Origin of the sequence: Bradyrhizobium genosp. L (assembly GCF_015624485.1) — a bacterium.
Lineage (GTDB): Bacteria > Pseudomonadota > Alphaproteobacteria > Rhizobiales > Xanthobacteraceae > Bradyrhizobium.
This window is the reverse complement of sequence record NZ_CP061378.1, coordinates 3,855,316-3,872,037: the sequence shown is the minus strand read 5'-3', so window position 1 is coordinate 3,872,037 and position 16,722 is coordinate 3,855,316. Positions and strand designations below refer to the sequence as shown.

General features: G+C 65.7%; 13 protein-coding genes and 2 tRNA genes. 1 reads left to right on the top strand and 14 read right to left on the bottom strand.

The annotated features are described in order from the left end of the window. Positions 1-123: 123 nt before the first annotated feature. The 10 genes from IC762_RS18245 to IC762_RS18200 form a co-directional block, all read right to left on the bottom strand. Positions 124-789, bottom strand: coding sequence for a protein-L-isoaspartate O-methyltransferase family protein (locus tag IC762_RS18245; protein WP_195783665.1), 666 nt, complete (start codon positions 787-789; stop codon positions 124-126). Positions 790-902: 113 nt separating this feature from the next. Beyond that, positions 903-1,082 (bottom strand): hypothetical protein, encoded by a 180-nt coding sequence (locus tag IC762_RS18240; RefSeq protein ID WP_195783664.1) that lies wholly within the window; start codon positions 1,080-1,082, stop codon positions 903-905. Between the two features lie 148 nt (positions 1,083-1,230). Then, positions 1,231-1,305: transfer RNA gene (locus tag IC762_RS18235), tRNA-Asn, on the bottom strand. A gap of 86 nt (positions 1,306-1,391) precedes the next feature. Next, positions 1,392-1,844 (bottom strand): hypothetical protein, encoded by a 453-nt coding sequence (locus tag IC762_RS35275; RefSeq protein ID WP_246801072.1) that lies wholly within the window; start codon positions 1,842-1,844, stop codon positions 1,392-1,394. 123 nt (positions 1,845-1,967) lie between these two features. Further along, the gene (locus tag IC762_RS18225; protein WP_195783663.1) at positions 1,968-2,351 is read right to left on the bottom strand and encodes a RidA family protein; all 384 of its coding nucleotides are present in this window, start codon (positions 2,349-2,351) and stop codon (positions 1,968-1,970) included. A 23-nt stretch (positions 2,352-2,374) separates the two neighbouring features. Then, positions 2,375-4,705, bottom strand: coding sequence for an acetamidase/formamidase family protein (locus IC762_RS18220; protein ID WP_195783662.1), 2,331 nt, complete (start codon positions 4,703-4,705; stop codon positions 2,375-2,377). Between the two features lie 120 nt (positions 4,706-4,825). Continuing rightward, on the bottom strand, positions 4,826-6,067 hold the full coding sequence (locus IC762_RS18215; RefSeq protein WP_195783661.1) for an acetamidase/formamidase family protein: 1,242 nt from the start codon (positions 6,065-6,067) through the stop codon (positions 4,826-4,828). Between the two features lie 46 nt (positions 6,068-6,113). Continuing rightward, positions 6,114-7,736, bottom strand: a complete 1,623-nt coding sequence (locus IC762_RS18210) for an amino acid ABC transporter permease/ATP-binding protein (protein ID WP_195783660.1) — start codon at positions 7,734-7,736, stop codon at positions 6,114-6,116. Further along, entirely contained in the window at positions 7,736-8,581 is an 846-nt protein-coding gene (locus IC762_RS18205) for an ABC transporter substrate-binding protein (protein WP_246801664.1), read from the bottom strand. Before IC762_RS18205 ends, IC762_RS18210 begins: the two co-directional genes overlap by 1 nt. Positions 8,582-8,820: 239 nt before the next feature. Continuing rightward, positions 8,821-9,075 carry a hypothetical protein gene (locus IC762_RS18200; protein ID WP_195783658.1) on the bottom strand — a complete coding sequence of 85 codons (255 nt, stop codon included), beginning with the start codon at positions 9,073-9,075 and terminating at the stop codon, positions 8,821-8,823. A 260-nt stretch (positions 9,076-9,335) separates the two neighbouring features. On the opposite strand from IC762_RS18200, the gene IC762_RS18195 reads away from it, so the two are divergent. Beyond that, positions 9,336-9,521 carry a hypothetical protein gene (locus IC762_RS18195; RefSeq protein WP_195783657.1) on the top strand — a complete coding sequence of 62 codons (186 nt, stop codon included), beginning with the start codon at positions 9,336-9,338 and terminating at the stop codon, positions 9,519-9,521. A 46-nt stretch (positions 9,522-9,567) separates the two neighbouring features. Here the strand turns inward: IC762_RS18195 and IC762_RS18190 are convergent. The 4 genes from IC762_RS18190 to IC762_RS18175 form a co-directional block, all read right to left on the bottom strand. Then, positions 9,568-9,641, bottom strand: a tRNA-Cys gene (locus tag IC762_RS18190). Positions 9,642-9,695: 54 nt separating this feature from the next. After that, positions 9,696-10,424: a tRNA-uridine aminocarboxypropyltransferase gene (locus IC762_RS18185; RefSeq protein ID WP_195783656.1), complete on the bottom strand. Its 729-nt coding sequence runs from the start codon at positions 10,422-10,424 to the stop codon at positions 9,696-9,698. A 35-nt stretch (positions 10,425-10,459) separates the two neighbouring features. Next, positions 10,460-13,564, bottom strand: coding sequence for an efflux RND transporter permease subunit (locus tag IC762_RS18180; RefSeq protein ID WP_195783655.1), 3,105 nt, complete (start codon positions 13,562-13,564; stop codon positions 10,460-10,462). Further along, positions 13,561-16,689: an efflux RND transporter permease subunit gene (locus IC762_RS18175; protein WP_195783654.1), complete on the bottom strand. Its 3,129-nt coding sequence runs from the start codon at positions 16,687-16,689 to the stop codon at positions 13,561-13,563. The genes IC762_RS18180 and IC762_RS18175 overlap by 4 nt, the downstream gene beginning before the upstream one ends. Between the last annotated feature and the right edge of the window lie 33 nt (positions 16,690-16,722).

Sequence of the window (16,722 nt, the reverse complement as noted above, 5' to 3'; positions counted from 1 at the left end):
CCGCAGCTAAGGGCAACGGAACCACTCCGCAATGAAACGCGGTGGAAACTCTTCACGTGGGGCAAACGGGCCACACTTCTGATTCAGAACGGGATTTTATCGAGTGACGGCAGCGCAATAGCGTCAGAAAACGAACGCCGGCAGCCGCTCCAGCCCGGGCAGCACGGGTGCCCATGCGTCAAATAGCTCGCGATGTCCGAAATCCGCGTGCGAGTGCGCCACGAGGCCGGCCCGCGGTGGCGGTGTCAGGCCGAACACGCCGACCAGCCGGCCGCCTTCCTTGAGCTGGCCGAACAGCCCGCTCGGCACCACCTCGGTGGCACCATTGAGGACGATGACGTCGTACGGCCCGCCGGCGGCATCGCCGTCGGCCGCAGCCGCGGTCGTCACGGTCGCGTTCCCGATGCCGAGCCCGGCCAGCGCCGCGCTCGCCTTCGCACTGAGCACCGGATCGCTCTCGGTCGCCCGAACCTCGGCTGCGAACTTCGCCACGACCGCGGCGGCATAGCCGGAGGCGCAACCCACCACCAGGACGCGATCGCCGTTGCCGATGTCCGCCGCCTGCAACAGCTTGGCGAGCAGCGCCGGCTTGATCAGGCAGCGCTTGGCGGCGCCGTCCTCGGCGACATCGAGGTCGAGGTCGAGATAGGCCAGCGCCTGCTTGCTGTCGGGCACGAACACTTCGCGCGGCACCTCCAGCATGGCTTCGAGGATGCGGTCGTCGGTGACATCGCTCGGACGCACCTGACAATCGACCATGTACTGGCGCGCGGTCGAAAAACCCGACATTGGCTGGACCCTGCAAATCGCGCGGCGATGCCGCTGGAGGAGCTTAGATGAGGGCCATCTTTTGGAACAAGCTCCGCCAAAACGCAACACGCCCGCGCCGCAGGCCCGTTGCGCTATTCGATGGTGACGGCGAGCCGGCTAATCATCCGGGCCACCTCGTCGAGGTGCTCGGAATCATGCTCCTCGACCGCCTTGGCCAGCCGACGCAGGCACTCATCGTCGCTGATCTCGGGAACACCGCTCGGAACGAGCGTCGGTTGCGCGAACGACAGGTCGATCAGGTTCACAGCCATGGACATCACCTCTCAGAACCCGGCAAGAGGAAAGCTCGGCATCTATTAAGTCGATTTGACGACTAATTTGGCCTATCCGGACCACGGGCTTGTGATCGGCGGTCTGGACATCGGCGATAATCTTGCGTGTTTTGATGGGGCCAGAAACTGGCTCCCCGGCCTGGATTCGAACCAGGGACCATTCGATTAACAGTCGAATGCTCTACCGCTGAGCTACCGAGGAATAGGCGAACCAACTGTTCGCGAGCGGGCAGCGTATAACAAAGCCTTCCGGCCTTGCAAAGAACCAAATGGCGCTCCCGCGCAACTTTAACCCGAAGGGTAAACCCACTGTGACACAAGGGGTTGCCGGCCTCCGATCCAGTTGGCCTGCCGCATTGCGGGCTGGGTAAGGCCCGGGACTGTCAGCGGCGCGGCGGAGCCTGCCGCGCCGTGATTCCCGGCCTTGGCGGGACGAGGCCCGTTACTCCGCGACGAACGAGGTGGTCTTGGTGCCGGGGTCGTAAAGTCGACCTTGATGTTCCAGACGCAGCCTTCGTCATCGGCGCCGAACTCGACATAGGCGGTGTCCTGGTTCTTCAGCGTTTCCTCGAGCTCGTTCTCCCACTCGTCGAGGCCGTCGTCGGGTCCGTTGAAGCCGAGAAACTTGATGGCGTAGCCGGTCTCGTTGACCACGGAGACATTGCGGTTGTCAGCGGCGCGCGAGGGTGCCGTGGCAAGCGCAATTCCCATCACAAGCAATGCCGACAAAATATGCTTCATGAAAAAGTCCTCCTGGAGGTGAGTCACGCTCCGGTGCGCGACATTCACCTGCTTAGCGACGGTGCCGCAGGCGGACAAATCGTGCACAAAATGCGAAACCTCGGCTCCAGGATCGGACGGGCCTCACGGCCTCCGGCACACCAGATCGATCTCGATCAGCGCATCATAGGCAAGCCCGGTGACGCCGACGCAGGTGCGGGCCGGCAGCCGATCCGGCGGAAAGAATGCCCGGTAGGCCTCGTTCATCGCGGCGTAGTCGTCCTTGAAGCGCGTCAGGTAGATCCGCGACATCACGATGTGCTCCAGACCGAGGCCGAGGCCCGCGAGCACGACACGCAGATTCTCCATCACGGCCCTGGTCTGCGCCACGATGCCGTCGGGCAGCACGCCGGGCGTGGCCGGCGTATCCGGCATCTGGCCGGTGACGAAGACGAAGCCGTCGGTCTCGACCGCATGGCTGAAGGGAGCGACGGGTTTCGGCCCGCCTGCAATCATATGGAATTTCACGTGAGATTCTCCGCCTGCCCCGCTCAACTGAGGTCAAACAGCCGTTTGCTCAGGATCGCGTGAACGCCCCAATTGCCATCGACCACTTGGGTGACGCCGAAATCGACCGCCGCCGACATCAACGCGATCGCCTCGTCCTCGGTCAAGCCTTTGACGCTCATCAGGAAGCGTCGCATCTTGCGGAATGCATCCTTCATTGCAAGGTCGAGCGAGGATTTTGCATAGACCTCGCTCTGCCCCTGTGCGCCGAATTCGGCGAGATAGTTCGGATGGCTGAAGCCGGTCAGCACCCAGTCGGTCGCGGTCTCGATCAGGGGATAGCTCAGATCGGCAAACGGTTGTCCGGCGAGGCTGCCCTTCTTGTGCAGGATCACCTGGAACGTGCCGGTCATCGAGCATTCGATCGCGGTTCCGGAGAGCTCGCCGTCGCCCTGCGCGGCATGGGGATCGCCGACCGAGAGCAGCGCGCCGGGCACCGACACCGGCAGGTAGACCGCGGAGCCTTTGCCGAGCCGCCAATTGTCGAGATTGCCGCCGAAATAGGACGGCGGCACCGAGTCGACGAAATCGACCTCGCGCGGCGCGACGGCGATCACGCCGAAATGCGGCCGCAACGGAATCCGGACGCCGTCGAGCACCGCGTGGCGGCGCTTGACGCTGCCAGGCTGAACGGGAACGCCCGGATAATCATAGGTCGCGTGCACGACGCCGAACGGATCGGTCTGCGGCTCCCAGCGGTAGGAATAGAGCGCGCGGGCATGCGGCGCCGTATCGCCCTCGCCTGCAAAGATCTCGTAGATCGTCACGACCTCGCGCGGTTTCGGACCGGCGAGGAATTCATTGTAGTGATAGCCCCACCAGGCCGCGACGCCGGAGCCGAACACGCGGCCTTCGAACTCAGGACTGCGGCTCGGACGCGGCACGATGTCGAGGATGCGCACCTCCAGCACGTCGCCGGGCTGCGCGTCCTTCACCGCGATCGGTCCGGTGCAGATATGAACGCCGAACCCCTCACCGGCGCCGCGGCCGAACACCGAGGCATCCATCGGACCGGCGCCACGACGGTCGACGTTCTTGCGGTCGGCAGTCCAGCCGAACACGCTCTCCGCACCGTCATCGCCGGCAATCATCCGCTCCGGATCGTCGGAGGCATGTTGGGTCAGCGTCTCGATCGTGATGGTATCGCCCGAGGCGATCTCGGCCTGCGGCAGCAGCGTGCGGCTGAAATAGCCCCAGTGCACCTTCGCGGCCTCGATCGCGAGATGGTGGTGGATTTGCCCGGCCTGGCCGGCGCCGTGCTCGGCTGTCGCCAGCGCTGCGGCCCGCTTCGTTCCCGCCGACGGCTGATGCGCGCGCGATTGCGCCAACGCATCCAGCGGCCAGCCGCGCTGCCCGGTCGATGCCGGCGCCGGTGTCGCGCGCGCCTCCTGCTGGCGGAATTCGCGGGGCGGCAGGCCGAAGCGATGGCGGAAGGCGCGGCTGAAATGCGCGGAATCGCCAAAACCGTAGCGATAGGCGATCTCGGAGATCGATTGCTGCGCTTCGGCCGGGTTGGACAGGTCGGCCCAGGCCCGCTGCAGCCGGCGCTCGCGCACATAGTGCGTGAAATTGTCGCCGACATTCTCGAACAGCTTTTGCAGGTAACGTTCGGAAATGCGCTCGGCCTGCGCGACGCTCGCCGGTGCGAGGTCGGGGTCGTCGAGCCGGCGTTCGACGGCCTGGCAGATCCGATGCAAGGTTGCGGCCTGCGACGCGGTGTGGCGGGCATCCGGTGTCGCGCCGGCGAGCTGATGTGCGATGGTCAGCAGCAGATCGGCCATCGCCTGGGCGGCCGCAGCCCATTCGACATCGCTCAGCGTCTCGAGCGTGCGTGCGGTCGCATCCAGCATGCGCGAGAACACGTCCGCAAGTCCGCCCGGCGCCACCACGCGCGGTTCGCCGAAGCGGAGCTTGCCGGAGATCCGGCCGTGCAGCGCCTCCGCTGTCACCGACAGCATGATCGCCCGCATGTCGCGCTGGAACACGACGCCACAATCGCCCGATCGCGGCAGCAGCAGGAGATGTCCGACCGGCACGATCCGGTGACTGCCGCCGTGCCGCAGCATCACGCCGTCATCGATCGGCAATAGCGCGATCGGCAGGCCCTCGCCGCCATGATGCAGCGGCGCAACGGTCTGCGCCCCCGCCGCGATCCGGGTCAGGGCAATCCCCGGCGCCGCGCGATGCGACGCGGTGGCGTGCCCGTCATGGAAGGCGCCCTCCGGCTGCAGGCCGACCGCGCCCAGCACGTCCCGCCATGCTTCCGGGCGGTCGTCCTGAACGTAGGATTCACTCGTGAACGGACGGAAACTCATTGCATCGACCCAATCGGGATCGATCAAAGCAACCTGCGTGCCAGACAAGCCGGTTCCTCCGCCCAAAGGGCGGCGTCACATCGACGCCAAAACTCGATCGCGCGACCGACCCGGCCGCGGTCAATCGCACCTGAAGACGTTCTTCCGAATCGTGCCGTGCACGCCCCAGTTGGCGTCGACGACCTGGGTGACGCCGAAATCGGCGCCGACCGACATCAGCGAGATTGCCTCGTCCTCGCTCAGGCGATGCACCGTCATCAGGAAGCGGCGCAGCTTGCGGAACGCGTCGCGCATGGCGCGGTCGAGGCTCGAGTGGTTCACGATCTCGGTCTGCGCGCCGGCGCCGAGCTCGGCGAGATAGTTCGGGAAGGTGAAGCCGTAGACCGACCAGGCCTGCTCGGTCTCCAGCAACGGATGGATCAGACCCTCCAGGCTGGTGCCGCCGAGATCGTTCTTCTTGTGCAGGATGAACTCGAAATCGCCGGTCAGCGAGGTTTCGATCGCTGTGCCGCCGAGCTCGCTGTCGCCCTGGGCCGCGTGGGGATCGCCGACCGAGAAGAAGGCACCGGGGACCGCGACCGGATAATACATCCGCGCGCCCTTCCCGATCCGCCAGTCGTCGATATTGCCGCCGGTATAGTTCGGCGGGATCGAGCTGACGAAGTCGGCTTCCGACGGCGCGAGCCCCATGGTGCCGAAATGCAGCCGTGCCGGCACTTTCACATTGGTCAGGATGTTTTCGCGCTTCCTGATCGTCCCATGATCGACCCGGACGCCTGGATAATCGATGGTCGGATGCACGATCCCGTCGGGGTCGGTCTGCGGCGTCCAGACGTAATTGTAGACCGCCTTGGCGAACGGCTCGCCCGAGGTGTCGAGCTCGAAGATGGTGATGACCTCGCGCGGTTTCGGCTCCTCGATCAAATCGTGATAGTGAAAGCCCCAGTTCGCCGCGACGTTGGAGCCGAAGCAGCGGCCGGCATGGCAGGCGCTGCAGCTCGGCCGCGGCCGGATGTCGAGGATGCGCACCTCGAGCACGTCGCCCGGCTCGGCGTTCTCGATCGCGACCGGGCCGGTCAACAGATGCACGCCGAGGCCTTCGCCGGCGCCGCGAATGAACGGCCCCTCGGTCGGACCGGCACCACGACGCGTCACCGCCTTGTGCTCGCGCGTCCACTGAAACACGCTCTCGGCGCCGGGATCGTTCGCGATCATTCGCTCGTAGTCGTCATTGGCGTGGTGGGTCAGCGTTTCGATGGTCGCCCGGTCGCCTGAGCGCAATGTCAGCGCCGGCTGGACCTGCTTGCTGAAATAGCCCCAGTGAACGGTCGCCGGCGACACCGGCAGGTTGAAGTGTTTCATGCACGTGCCTCTTCGAGCGGTCGAAAGATAGGGTGGCCTGTCGCCTTCATCGCACCGTCTCCGGCGCCTTCTCGGCGTCCATCACGCGGAGGAAGCGCGCGGTGATCGGATGGCGCGGGCGCGACAGCACCTCATGCGCCGGTCCCTCCTCCAGGATCGCCCCGCCATTGAGGAAGGCGACGCGGTCGGCGACCTCGTCGGCGAAGCGGATCTGGTGGGTCGAGATGATCATGGTGAGCCCGTCGTTGACGGCGAGCCGCCGGATCACCTCGAGCACCTCGTTGACGAGCTCGGGGTCGAGCGCCGAGGTCGGCTCGTCCAACAGCAGCACGCTCGGATTGGGTGCGAGTGCGCGGGCGATCGCGACCCGCTGCTGCTGGCCGCCGGACAGATGGCGCGGCAACGCATCGGCGCGATGGCTCAGGCCCACGCGATCGAGCAGTTCGTGCGCCCTGCGATCGGCGTCGAGCCGGGTCATGCCGTGCACCCAGCGCAGCGGCCCCGCAACGTTCTCCTTGGCCGTCAGATGGCTGAACAGGTTGAACTGCTGGAACACCATGCCGACGCCGACACTTGCACGCTCATTGGCGATGGCGCGCGGCGACAGCCGCTTGCCGTGCTCGGACAGGCCGAGACGGCGGCCGCCGACGCGCACCGTGCCGGCATCCCAGTCCTCCAGATGGTTGACGCAGCGGAGCAGCGTGCTCTTACCGGACCCGCTCGGCCCGAGCAGCGCAACCACCTCGCCGACCCGCACCGTCATGTCGAGACCGTCGAGCACGGTCTGGGTGCCGTAGCGCTTGCGCAGGCCATCGACCTCGACCGCGACATTGTTGCGCGCGATGGTCGCGGCTCGCCTGGCACGATCCTCCATCGTCAGGGCACGCGCAGGTGGCAACGGGATCTCCGGCTGCGTCGCGGCGGCGACGGCCGGGCCGGCCTCGTCCGTGAGCGCGAGCTTGCTACCGGGATCGACCCGGCGCCACGGCAGGTAGTCGGCAAGCCGCCGCTGGCGTGCGGTGCGGTCGAGATCGAGCGTCCATTCCAGTGCGAGCTGGATCACGCTCACCGCACCGGTCAGCACCAGGTACAGCAGGCCCGAGGCGAAGAAGATCGAGAAGAAATCGAAGGTCGAGGATGCCAGCTGGGTCGAGCGCAGCGTGAGTTCCTGCACCGCGATGACCGACGCAAGCGAGGAGTTCTTCAGCGCGCTGACCGTCTCGTTGCCGAACGCCGGGATCATGGTGCGGATCGCCTGCGGCGCGATCACCCGCCGCATCACCACCGCCGGCGTCATGCCGAGCGCCTGGCCGGCCGACACCTGGCCGCGGTCGACGCCGAGCACGCCGGCACGCAGCATCTCGGCAATGAACGGCGCCTCGTTGCAGGCGAGCGCCAGGCCGGCGGCGAGGATCGCCGGCAGCTTGATGCCGATATGCGGCAGGGCGTCGTAGGCGAACACCATCTGCAGGATCAGCGGCGTGCCGCGGAAGATCACGGTGTAGCCGCGCGCAAAGACGGCTAGCGGCCAGAACCGGCTGAGCTGCATCCAGGCCAGGATCAGCCCGAGGATCAACCCACCGCCGAGCCCGAGGGCGGTCACCTCCAGGGTGACCTCGATGCCCTCGAGCAGATACGGCAGGCTGAGATAGTGCAGGAACAGCGACATCAGTTGACGGTCAGCAGTCCCGGCTCTTTCAGATTGTTCGGATCGAGCTCCCACTTCTTCAGCAGCGCGAGCTGGTCGCCGGACTTGTAGATCTCGACCATCGCGGCCATCACGGCTTCGCGGAATTTCGGCTTGTCCTTGGGAACGCCGATGCCGACCGAATAGGGAATCGTGACCGCGATCGCCTTCTCAAGCTTGTCCGGATAGGCCTTCACCGCATTGTCGACGGTGTTGACGTCGTTGATGTAGGTGTCGGCGCGCCCGGCGAGGATCGCCTGGATGCAGTTGGCGTTGTTGTCATAGAGCTGCAGCGTCGGCTCCGGCTTGCCGGCGGCCTTGCATTGCGGGATCAAGGCCTGCACCAGCGGGACCTCGACGAAGCCGGTATTCTCGGCCGCGGCAGCGCCGCACAGCGAGAGGTTGATGCCGTTGATGCCTTTCGGATTGCCCTTGGCGACCAAGACGCCGTCGAACACCTTCGAATAGGTGATGAAGTCGGCGGCCTTGGCACGCTCCTCGGTGGCGTAGATGTCGGAAATGACAATATCGGCCTGCCCGCTCGCCAGCGTGGTCAAGAGCGCGGCGAAGGTCACCGCCTTATAGGTCAGCTTGAAGCCGAGGCACTCGCCGATCTCCTCGCCGAGATCGATGTCGAAGCCGACATATTTGCTGGGGTCCTTCGGGTCGATCGCCTCATAGCCCGGGGTGTGCGGGTTGATGGCGTTGACCAGCGTCTTGCCCTTCCAGTCCGGGTATTTCTCCTGCAACGCCGCGCACGCGGCCGGCGCCGCCTGTGCGCCGGCGGATGCCAGACATCCGGCGGCGACAATTGCCCCCAGCACCATTACGCGCAACGCACGTGGCGCGCACCGTGCTTCCCCACAAAGCCACTTCTGCATGCTGCAGCTCCTCCGAATGTGTCATGGCGAGGGCCATGCTCCAAAGCTCGGAGGAAAGGCTACGGGGAACCACGCCGGGATGGCTTGTCCCGGGACGCACAAAAAATTGGATCAACAAGGCCTGCGAAATGGGCAGGCCTGCTCAAGATTCGTTCGCACGACCGGCCACTTTTACAGGCACGCCGTCATTGTTCGAACACCGCCGCGCAGGCCGCGCTCAAATTCGCCCTGTTGCGGCGCAAGCAGGCGGTGATGGCGCGGACATTGGGGATCTCACCGGCACAGAGGCGATAGACGTCGGGCGTGCAGGCCCTGCGCTGCTCGGGCGTGCCCGGCTCGGCCAACGCCGCGCCGCTGACGGCGGTCGCAATGACGCAAGCGAGGATCGATGCGCGGCACACACGCAATGGTGAGGATCGATGGACGAAACTTGCCTTCATGGTCGCGTCTCCGTAAAATTGATCCGATACTTGCCTATGACTTGCCGCGTGGCGTGATCGGGGATTACGCGAACGATTTTTCGGCGAATGTGATTTGTCTCACACGAGGCCCGGTGCAGCCGGCCTAGGTTCCGACGGACCGCAACAATTCATTAACCAACGCGGATGCGATCGCTCGTTCGTTAAAATGCGAACGATCGGCTCAATCCGGGTCCAAGACAGTTTTGCGAAGTTGGCGCTCTCGAATTTCGGAGAGCCCGATGAGCGAAGTCGAATTTGATCTGTTGCTGGACGCCGTGCGAACGGCGCTCGCACCTATTGCTCAGGAGGATTTTGTGGCTCAGCCCTCGCCCCGCATCCAGCCGCCACCGCGCGCCGCTAATGACAACGACGTCGTGCCCTGGCCGCTGATCCCTTTTCCTGAAGGCTGGTACGCCGCCAGCTAATGCGGCGTCTCATCTGTCCGGCACAAGGCCCTGATATGGATGAGTTTGGAGGCCACGACCAGAATTGAACTGGTGTACACGGTTTTGCAGACCGTTGCGTAACCACTCCGCCACGTGGCCCCTTGAGGCGCACTCATATACGCCCTCTTTCCGATAGGCAACCAAGCCGGACGGCTAGCGCTTCCGCCTGCGATAGTCCCGCTTCTTCGGTTTCGGCGCCAATTCCGGCATTTCGGCCTGGACTTCGCGGTATTTGGCCAGCATCCGCTCGAAACTATCGATTAACGCTGCGGCGATGTCGGGCCGCTTCTCCAGCCCCGCGAGCAGCATTGCGGCCGCTTCAAGGGTGGACAAGCCATCACGGCGCGGTTCCCGGCGCAGCGCGCCATAGCGCGACGGCCGTTTCGGCCCGAGAATCACGCGCTGGCACTTCAGCATCCAGGGATTGCGCCACCACAGCGCTTTGGCCTGGCTCCAGGTGCCGTCGAGCAGCACGATGCCCTCGATCCGGCTGAGAATGCGGCGCTGCTCGGGCTCGAGCTCGCCCTTGCGGTTAATGGCTGCGATCTCGGCATCGGTCTCGAGATCCTCGACCTTGGCCGAACCCAGATAGAGCACCGCCCAGCGCTGTGGGTCGGCCACCGGCCGACCGAGCGCCTTCGCAAGGCTCGGCCAGGACAGCCCGATCCGCACCACGGCGTTCGCAAAATGCCGCGCGGTCAGCCGTGCGGTGCCGAGCGCCCTGTCCTGCTCCTGCGGATGCTGCAGGATCAGGAGCTGGATGCGGCTCTCGATCGGGGTGACGCTGTCGCAGATGCACAGCGGCTTGGGCTTGCCGCAATGCGGGCAGTCTTCGCGTGCTGCGTCTGTGAGATCGGTGTCGGCTTCGGTCGGGTCTGACATCGCTTCGCTATACGCTGACAGCGGCGCAATTCAACCTATTCCGCCGGCACGTGCACCGCCGATGGCGCGGAGCGCCCGCGCAGCCGATCGATCAGGAGATAGATCACCGGAGTGGTGTAGAGCGTGAGGATCTGCGACACGAACAGGCCGCCGATGATGGTGATGCCGAGCGGCCGGCGCAGTTCGGTGCCGGGGCCGGTCGCGATGACGAGCGGGATGCCGGCAAACAATGCGGCCATCGTCGTCATCAGGATCGGGCGGAAGCGGGCCCGGCAGGCCTCGAAGATCGCCTCGCGCGACGACAGGCCCTGGTGCCGCTCGGCCTCCAGCGCGAAGTCTACCATCATGATGCCGTTCTTCTTGACGATGCCGATCAGCAGGATGATGCCGACGAAGGCGATCACGGTGAGCGGCAGACCGGTCACCTGCAATGCCAGCAGCGCACCCAGGCCGGCTGACGGCAGCGTCGAGATGATGGTGATCGGATGTGCGAGGCTCTCATAGAGCACGCCGAGCACGATATACATCGCCACCAGCGCGCCGAGGATCAAGAGCGGCTGCCGCCCGGCGGTCTTGTTGAAGTCGCCGGCATTGCCGTCGAAGCTGCCGCGGATGCCTTCGGGCATGTGCAATTCGTTGACCGCCTGCTGGATGTTCGTGGTCGCGACTTCGAGCGGCACGTCCGGCAGCAGGTTGAACGACACCGTGGTCGAGGGGAATCCGCCGGAGTGAAACACCGCCAGTGCCGACAGGCCGCGCTGCTGGTGCACCACGGCCGACAACGGCACCTGGACGTCGTTGGCGCCGGCGACATAGACCCGCTCCAGGTTCGACGGGTCGTTCTGAAATCTCGGATCGATCTCGAGCACCACCATGTACTGGTTGCGCTGGGTATAGATGATCGAGATCTGACGCTGCGCGAAGGCGTTGTTGAGCGCGTTGTCGATGTCCTGGACGCGGACGCCGAGGCTGGAGGCGGTCTTGCGGTCGATCACGAGGTTGAGCTGCAAGCCGCCGGGATCGCGGTCCGAGGAGACGTCGGTGATGCCCTCCACCGTCTCCATGCGCTTTGCCACCAGCGGCGCCCATTTCTGCAACAGCTCGAGATCGGTCGAGGACAGCGTGAACTGGTAATCGGAATCGCTCTGCCGACCGCCGGTACGGATGTCCTGTGCCGCGAACATGAACAGGCGGATGCCCGGCACCATGGTGAGATTGCGGCGCAGCCGGTCGATCACCTGCGCGGTGGTGAGCCCTCCGCGCCCCCCCGGCGGCTTCAGGCTGATGAACATGCTGCCGCGGTTGGCCGTCGCCCCGCCCGGCCCGCCGCCGGAGCCGACCGAGGAGCCGATGCCGGCGACCGCGGGATCGGCCATCACGATATCGGCGAGCCGCTGCTGGAGCCCGAGCATGGCCTGGAACGAGATATCGGCCGAGGCCCGCGTCGAGCCGATCACGAAACCGCTGTCGTCGGTCGGGAAATAGGCCTTCGGTGTCTTGACGTAGAGCACGACCGTCAGCGCGACGGTGGCCGCGAATACCATCATCGTCAGCCAGGGATAGCCAAGTACGCTTCGCAAGGTCCGGGTATAAAACGCCACGATCCGCGACAGCGTGCCCTCGATGGCGCGGTCGTACCAGGTGGCGTGATCCGAGGTCGCTTCCTTGATGTAGTGCGCGCAGATCATCGGCGTGACCGTCAGCGACACCACGGTCGAGACCGCGATCGCGAACACCAGCGTCAGCGAGAATTCCCGCAGCAGGCGGCCGACGACGCCGTCCATGAAGACCAGCGGCGTGAAGGCCGCGACCAGCGACACCGAGATCGACAGCACCGTGAAGCCGATCTGCTTGGCGCCCTCGAGCGCGGCCGGATATGGCGCCATGCCCTGCTCGAGGTTGCGGTACATGTTCTCGATCATCACGATGGCGTCGTCGACCACGAAGCCGACCGAGATCGCCAGCGCCATCAGCGACAGATTGTCGACCGAGAAGCCGGCAAGCCACATCCCGGCGCAAGTGCCGGCCAGCGCCAGCGGCACCGAGACGCCGGCGGCGATGGTCGGCACCAGCCGGCGCAGGAACACGAACACCACGACCATGACCAGCACGACGGTCGCAAGCAGCGTGAACTGCATGTCCTCGACGCTGGCGCGGATCGTGCCGGTGCGATCCACAAGCGTCGAGATCTCGACGCCGGCCGGGATCCATTGCTTCAGCACCGGGATCAGCGCGCGGACCCGGTCGACCGTGTCGATGACGTTGGCGTCGCCCTGCTTGGTGATCTGGATCAGCACCGCGGGCTGCTTGTTGAACCAGGCGATCGAACGCGCATTGCGCACGGAATCCTCGACCTCTGCGACATCGGAGAGCCGGACGAAATTGCTGTTCGAGCTCTTGATGATGATGTCGCGGAATTCGGCCGCGGTACGCATCTGCTTGTTGATCGACAGCGTCTCGCTCTGCCTGTTGCCATTGAAGATGCCGACCGGCCCGAGCGGATTGGCGTTGATGATGGCAAGCCGCACATCGTCGGTCGCGATCCCGGCATTGGCCAGCGACACCGGATTGAGCGCGATGCGCACCGCTGGCTGGTCGGCACCGCTGACGGTGACCTCGCCGACCCCCGGCACCTGCGAGATACGCTGCGCCAGCACGGTGTCGGCGACGTCGTACATCGCGCTGGTCGAGATCGTCGGCGAGGTCAACGCCAGCACGAATACGGGGGCAGCCGCCGGATTGGCCTTGCGGAATTTGGGCAGCGACGGCAGATCGCTCGGCAGATCGGCGAGCGAAGCGTTGATCGCGCCCTGCACGTCGCGCGCGGCACGGTCGATGTCGCGGCCGATCGAGAACTGCACCTGGATGCTGGTGGTGCCGAGCGAGCTCGTCGAAGTGATCTGGTCGACGCCGGCGATGGTGCCGAGCTTACGTTCCAGCGGCGCGGCGACGGTCGCGGCCATCACCGACGGATCGGCGCCGGGCCGCGACGCCGACACCCGGATGGTCGGAAAGTCGACATTCGGCACCGAGGATACCGGAAGGAACTCGTAGGCGACGATCCCGACCAGGAACAGCCCGATCGCAAGCAGCGTGGTGGCCACCGGCCTGCGGATGAAGGGCTCGGAGATCGAGATCACTGCATGCCCTCGGTCGCGCCCGCGACCGGCGGGCCGTGCGGACCGGCTTCCGGCACCGCCCGCTCGATCCTTCGATTGAGCCGATCCAGCGCCAGATAGATCACCGGCGTGGTGTAGAGCGTCAGAAGCTGACTGAGCAGCAAGCCGCCGATGATCGAGATGCCGAGCGGAAAGCGCAGCTCGGAGCCGGTGCCGCTTTCGATCGCCAGCGGCAGCGCGCCGAACAGCGCGGCCAGCGTCGTCATCATGATCGGGCGGAAGCGCAACAGGCAGGCCTGCACGATCGCGTCATAGGACGACATGCCCTGATGCCGCTCGGCTTCGAGCGCGAAGTCGATCATCATGATCGCGTTCTTCTTGACGATGCCCATCAGCAGGATGATGCCGATCAGGCCGATCACGGAGAGATCCTGCCCGCACAGGATCAAGGCCAGGATGGCGCCGACGCCGGCCGAGGGCAGCGTCGACAGAATGGTGATCGGATGGATGTAGCTCTCGTAGAGCACGCCGAGCACGATGTAGATCGTGATGATCGCAGCCAGGATCAACCAGGGCTGTCCCGCCAGCGAGCGCGAGAATTCGGCGGCGTCGCCGGAATAGAGGCCGACGATGCTGTTGGGCATGCCGATCCTGGTCTCGATCGCCTTCACCGCCTGGACCGCATCGCCCAGCGCCTCACCCGGCGCCAAATTGAAGCTCAGGGAGACCGATGGGAACTGGGCCTGATGCGAGATCGCGAGCGGCGCCGTGGTGCGGATCAAGGTCGCCACCGCCGACAGCGGCACCTGCGCGCCGGCCGCGCCCGGCAGATAGAGCTTGTCCAGGATCGATGGGTCGCGCTGGTACATCGGCAGCGCCTCCAGCACCACGCGGTATTGGTTGGCCTGGCCGTAGATGGTCGAGATCTGGCGCTGCGCGAAGGCGTCGTTCAGCGTGTCGGTGACGCCCTGCAGATTGACGCCAAGCTGACCGGCGCGCTGGCGGTTGATGTCGAGCGCGGCGCGCAGGCCGCCCTCCTGCGCCTCCGAGGAGACGTCGCGGAAGATCGGGTCGCGCCGCATCTCCGCGACCAGCTTCTGGCTCCATTGCGAGACCTCGGCCGCATCGGTCGCGGTCAGCGTGTACTGGTATTGCGAGCGGCTCGACTGGGTCGAGATCTGCACGTCCTGCACCGGCTGGAAGTAGACGGTCATGCCGGGAATCGTCGCCACCTTCTGCTTGAGGCGCTCGATCACCTTGGCGACGCCCTCGCGCCGCTCATCGAGCGGCTTGAGCGTCATCACCAGGCGGCCGACATTGGTGGTCGGGTTCACCGAGCCGGCGCCGATCACCGAGACCACGCCGATCACGTCAGGGTCGGCCTTGATGATGGTGGCCGCCTCGCTCTGCCGGCGCCGCATCTCGGCGAAGGAGACGTCGGGGCCGGCCTCGGTCACCGCGGTGACGGAAGACGTATCCTGCAGCGGCAGAAACCCCTTCGGCGCCAACATGTACATCAGCAGCGTCAGCGCGATGGTTGCGAACGTCACCAGCAAGGTCGCGCGCTGGTGCCGCAGCACCCAGAGCAGCGTCTTGTGGTAGAACTCGACCATGCGGTCGATGAAGCGGCTGATCGCGGCGAGGCCGGGAACCGCCATCTCCTCGTGGATGTTCTTCAACAGCCGCGAGCACATCATCGGCGTCAGCGTCAGCGAGACGATCGCCGAGGTCACCACCGCGATCGTCAAGGTCAGCGCGAATTCGCGGAACATGCGGCCGACCAGGCCGGACATGAACAGCAGCGGGATGAACACCGCAATCAGCGACACCGTCAGCGAGATCACCGTGAAGCCGATCTCGCTGGCGCCTTTCAGCGAGGCCTCCATCACCGTCTCGCCCTGCTCCATGTGGCGGACGATGTTCTCGATCATGACGATGGCGTCGTCGACCACGAAACCCGTGCCGATGGTCAGCGCCATCAGCGACAGATTGTCGAGGCTGAAGCCGGCAAAATACATCACGCCAAAGCTCGTGATCAGCGACAGCGGCAGCGCCACGCCGGCGATCAGGGTCGCCCGCAGCGACCGCAGGAACAGCAGCACCACCAGCGTGACCAGCACCACGCTCAGCACCAGCGTGAACTGCACGTCATGCACCGAGGCGCGGATCGTCACGGTGCGGTCGGAGACGATGGTAAGCTTGACGCCGGCCGGGATCGTCCGCTGCATGCGCGGGATCTCGTTGCGGATCTGTCTGACGACGTCGATCACGTTGGCGCCGGGCTGGCGCTGGATATCGATGATCACGGCCGGCGTGCCGTTGTACCAGCCGCCGGTGCGGTCGTTCTCTAGCCCGTCGACGATCCGCGCGACGTCGCCGATCGTGACCGGCGAGCCGTTGCGGTAGGCGATGATCACGGGCTTGTAGGCGTCGGCGGCGGCGATCTGGTCGTTGGCGGCGATGGTATAGGATTGCTGTGCGCCATCGAGCGAGCCCTTCGGCCCCGACACGTTGGCGCCGGCGATCGCGTTGCGCAGGTCTTCCATCGCGATGCCATAGGCGGCAAGCCGCGCCAGGTCGGCCTGCACGCGCACCGCGGGTTTCAGCCCGCCGAGGATCGAGACCCGGCCGACGCCGGAGATCTGCGCCAGCCGTTGCCCCAGGATGGTGTCGGCCAGGTCGCTCATCGCGCGCAGCGAGATGGTGTCCGAGGTCAGCGCCAGCGTCATCACCGGCGCGTCGGCCGGGTTCACCTTGGCGTAGACGGGCGGGTACGGCAGCGTCTTCGGCAGGATGCCGGCGGCGGCGTTGATCGCGGCCTGCACGTCCTGGGTGGCGCCGTCGATGTCGCGGTTGAGGTCGAATTGCAGCGAGATCTGGCTGACGCCGAACGAGCTGGTCGAGTTCATCGACGACAGCGACGGGATCTGCCCGAGTTGCCGCTCCAGCGGCGCCGTGATCAGCGAGGCCACCACATCGGGACTCGCGCCCGGCAGTTGCGTCGTCACCTCCACGGTCGGGAAGTCGACCTGGGGCAGCGCCGAGACCGGCAGCGCCCAGTAGCCGAGCGCGCCGCCGATCATGAGCGCGATGCCGAGCAGCGAGGTCGCGATCGGCCGGCGGATGAACGGTTCGGAGACGCTCATGCTTGCGTGCTCGCTCTCGAAAACGGGTTGATC

What these genes read in the sequence shown, in the direction of transcription:
- IC762_RS18195 (WP_195783657.1), top strand. Translation starts at nt 9,336, where the DNA reads ATGAGCGAAGTCGAATTTGATCTGTTGCTGGACGCCGTGCGAACGGCG.
- IC762_RS18240 (WP_195783664.1), bottom strand. Translation starts at nt 1,082, where the DNA reads ATGGCTGTGAACCTGATCGACCTGTCGTTCGCGCAACCGACGCTCGTT.
- IC762_RS18185 (WP_195783656.1), bottom strand. Translation starts at nt 10,424, where the DNA reads ATGTCAGACCCGACCGAAGCCGACACCGATCTCACAGACGCAGCACGC.
- IC762_RS18210 (WP_195783660.1), bottom strand. Translation starts at nt 7,736, where the DNA reads ATGTCGCTGTTCCTGCACTATCTCAGCCTGCCGTATCTGCTCGAGGGC.
- IC762_RS18220 (WP_195783662.1), bottom strand. Translation starts at nt 4,705, where the DNA reads ATGAGTTTCCGTCCGTTCACGAGTGAATCCTACGTTCAGGACGACCGC.
- IC762_RS35275 (WP_246801072.1), bottom strand. Translation starts at nt 1,844, where the DNA reads ATGAAGCATATTTTGTCGGCATTGCTTGTGATGGGAATTGCGCTTGCC.
- IC762_RS18200 (WP_195783658.1), bottom strand. Translation starts at nt 9,075, where the DNA reads ATGAAGGCAAGTTTCGTCCATCGATCCTCACCATTGCGTGTGTGCCGC.
- IC762_RS18175 (WP_195783654.1), bottom strand. Translation starts at nt 16,689, where the DNA reads ATGAGCGTCTCCGAACCGTTCATCCGCCGGCCGATCGCGACCTCGCTG.
- IC762_RS18245 (WP_195783665.1), bottom strand. Translation starts at nt 789, where the DNA reads ATGTCGGGTTTTTCGACCGCGCGCCAGTACATGGTCGATTGTCAGGTG.
- IC762_RS18215 (WP_195783661.1), bottom strand. Translation starts at nt 6,067, where the DNA reads ATGAAACACTTCAACCTGCCGGTGTCGCCGGCGACCGTTCACTGGGGC.
- IC762_RS18205 (WP_246801664.1), bottom strand. Translation starts at nt 8,581, where the DNA reads ATGGTGCTGGGGGCAATTGTCGCCGCCGGATGTCTGGCATCCGCCGGC.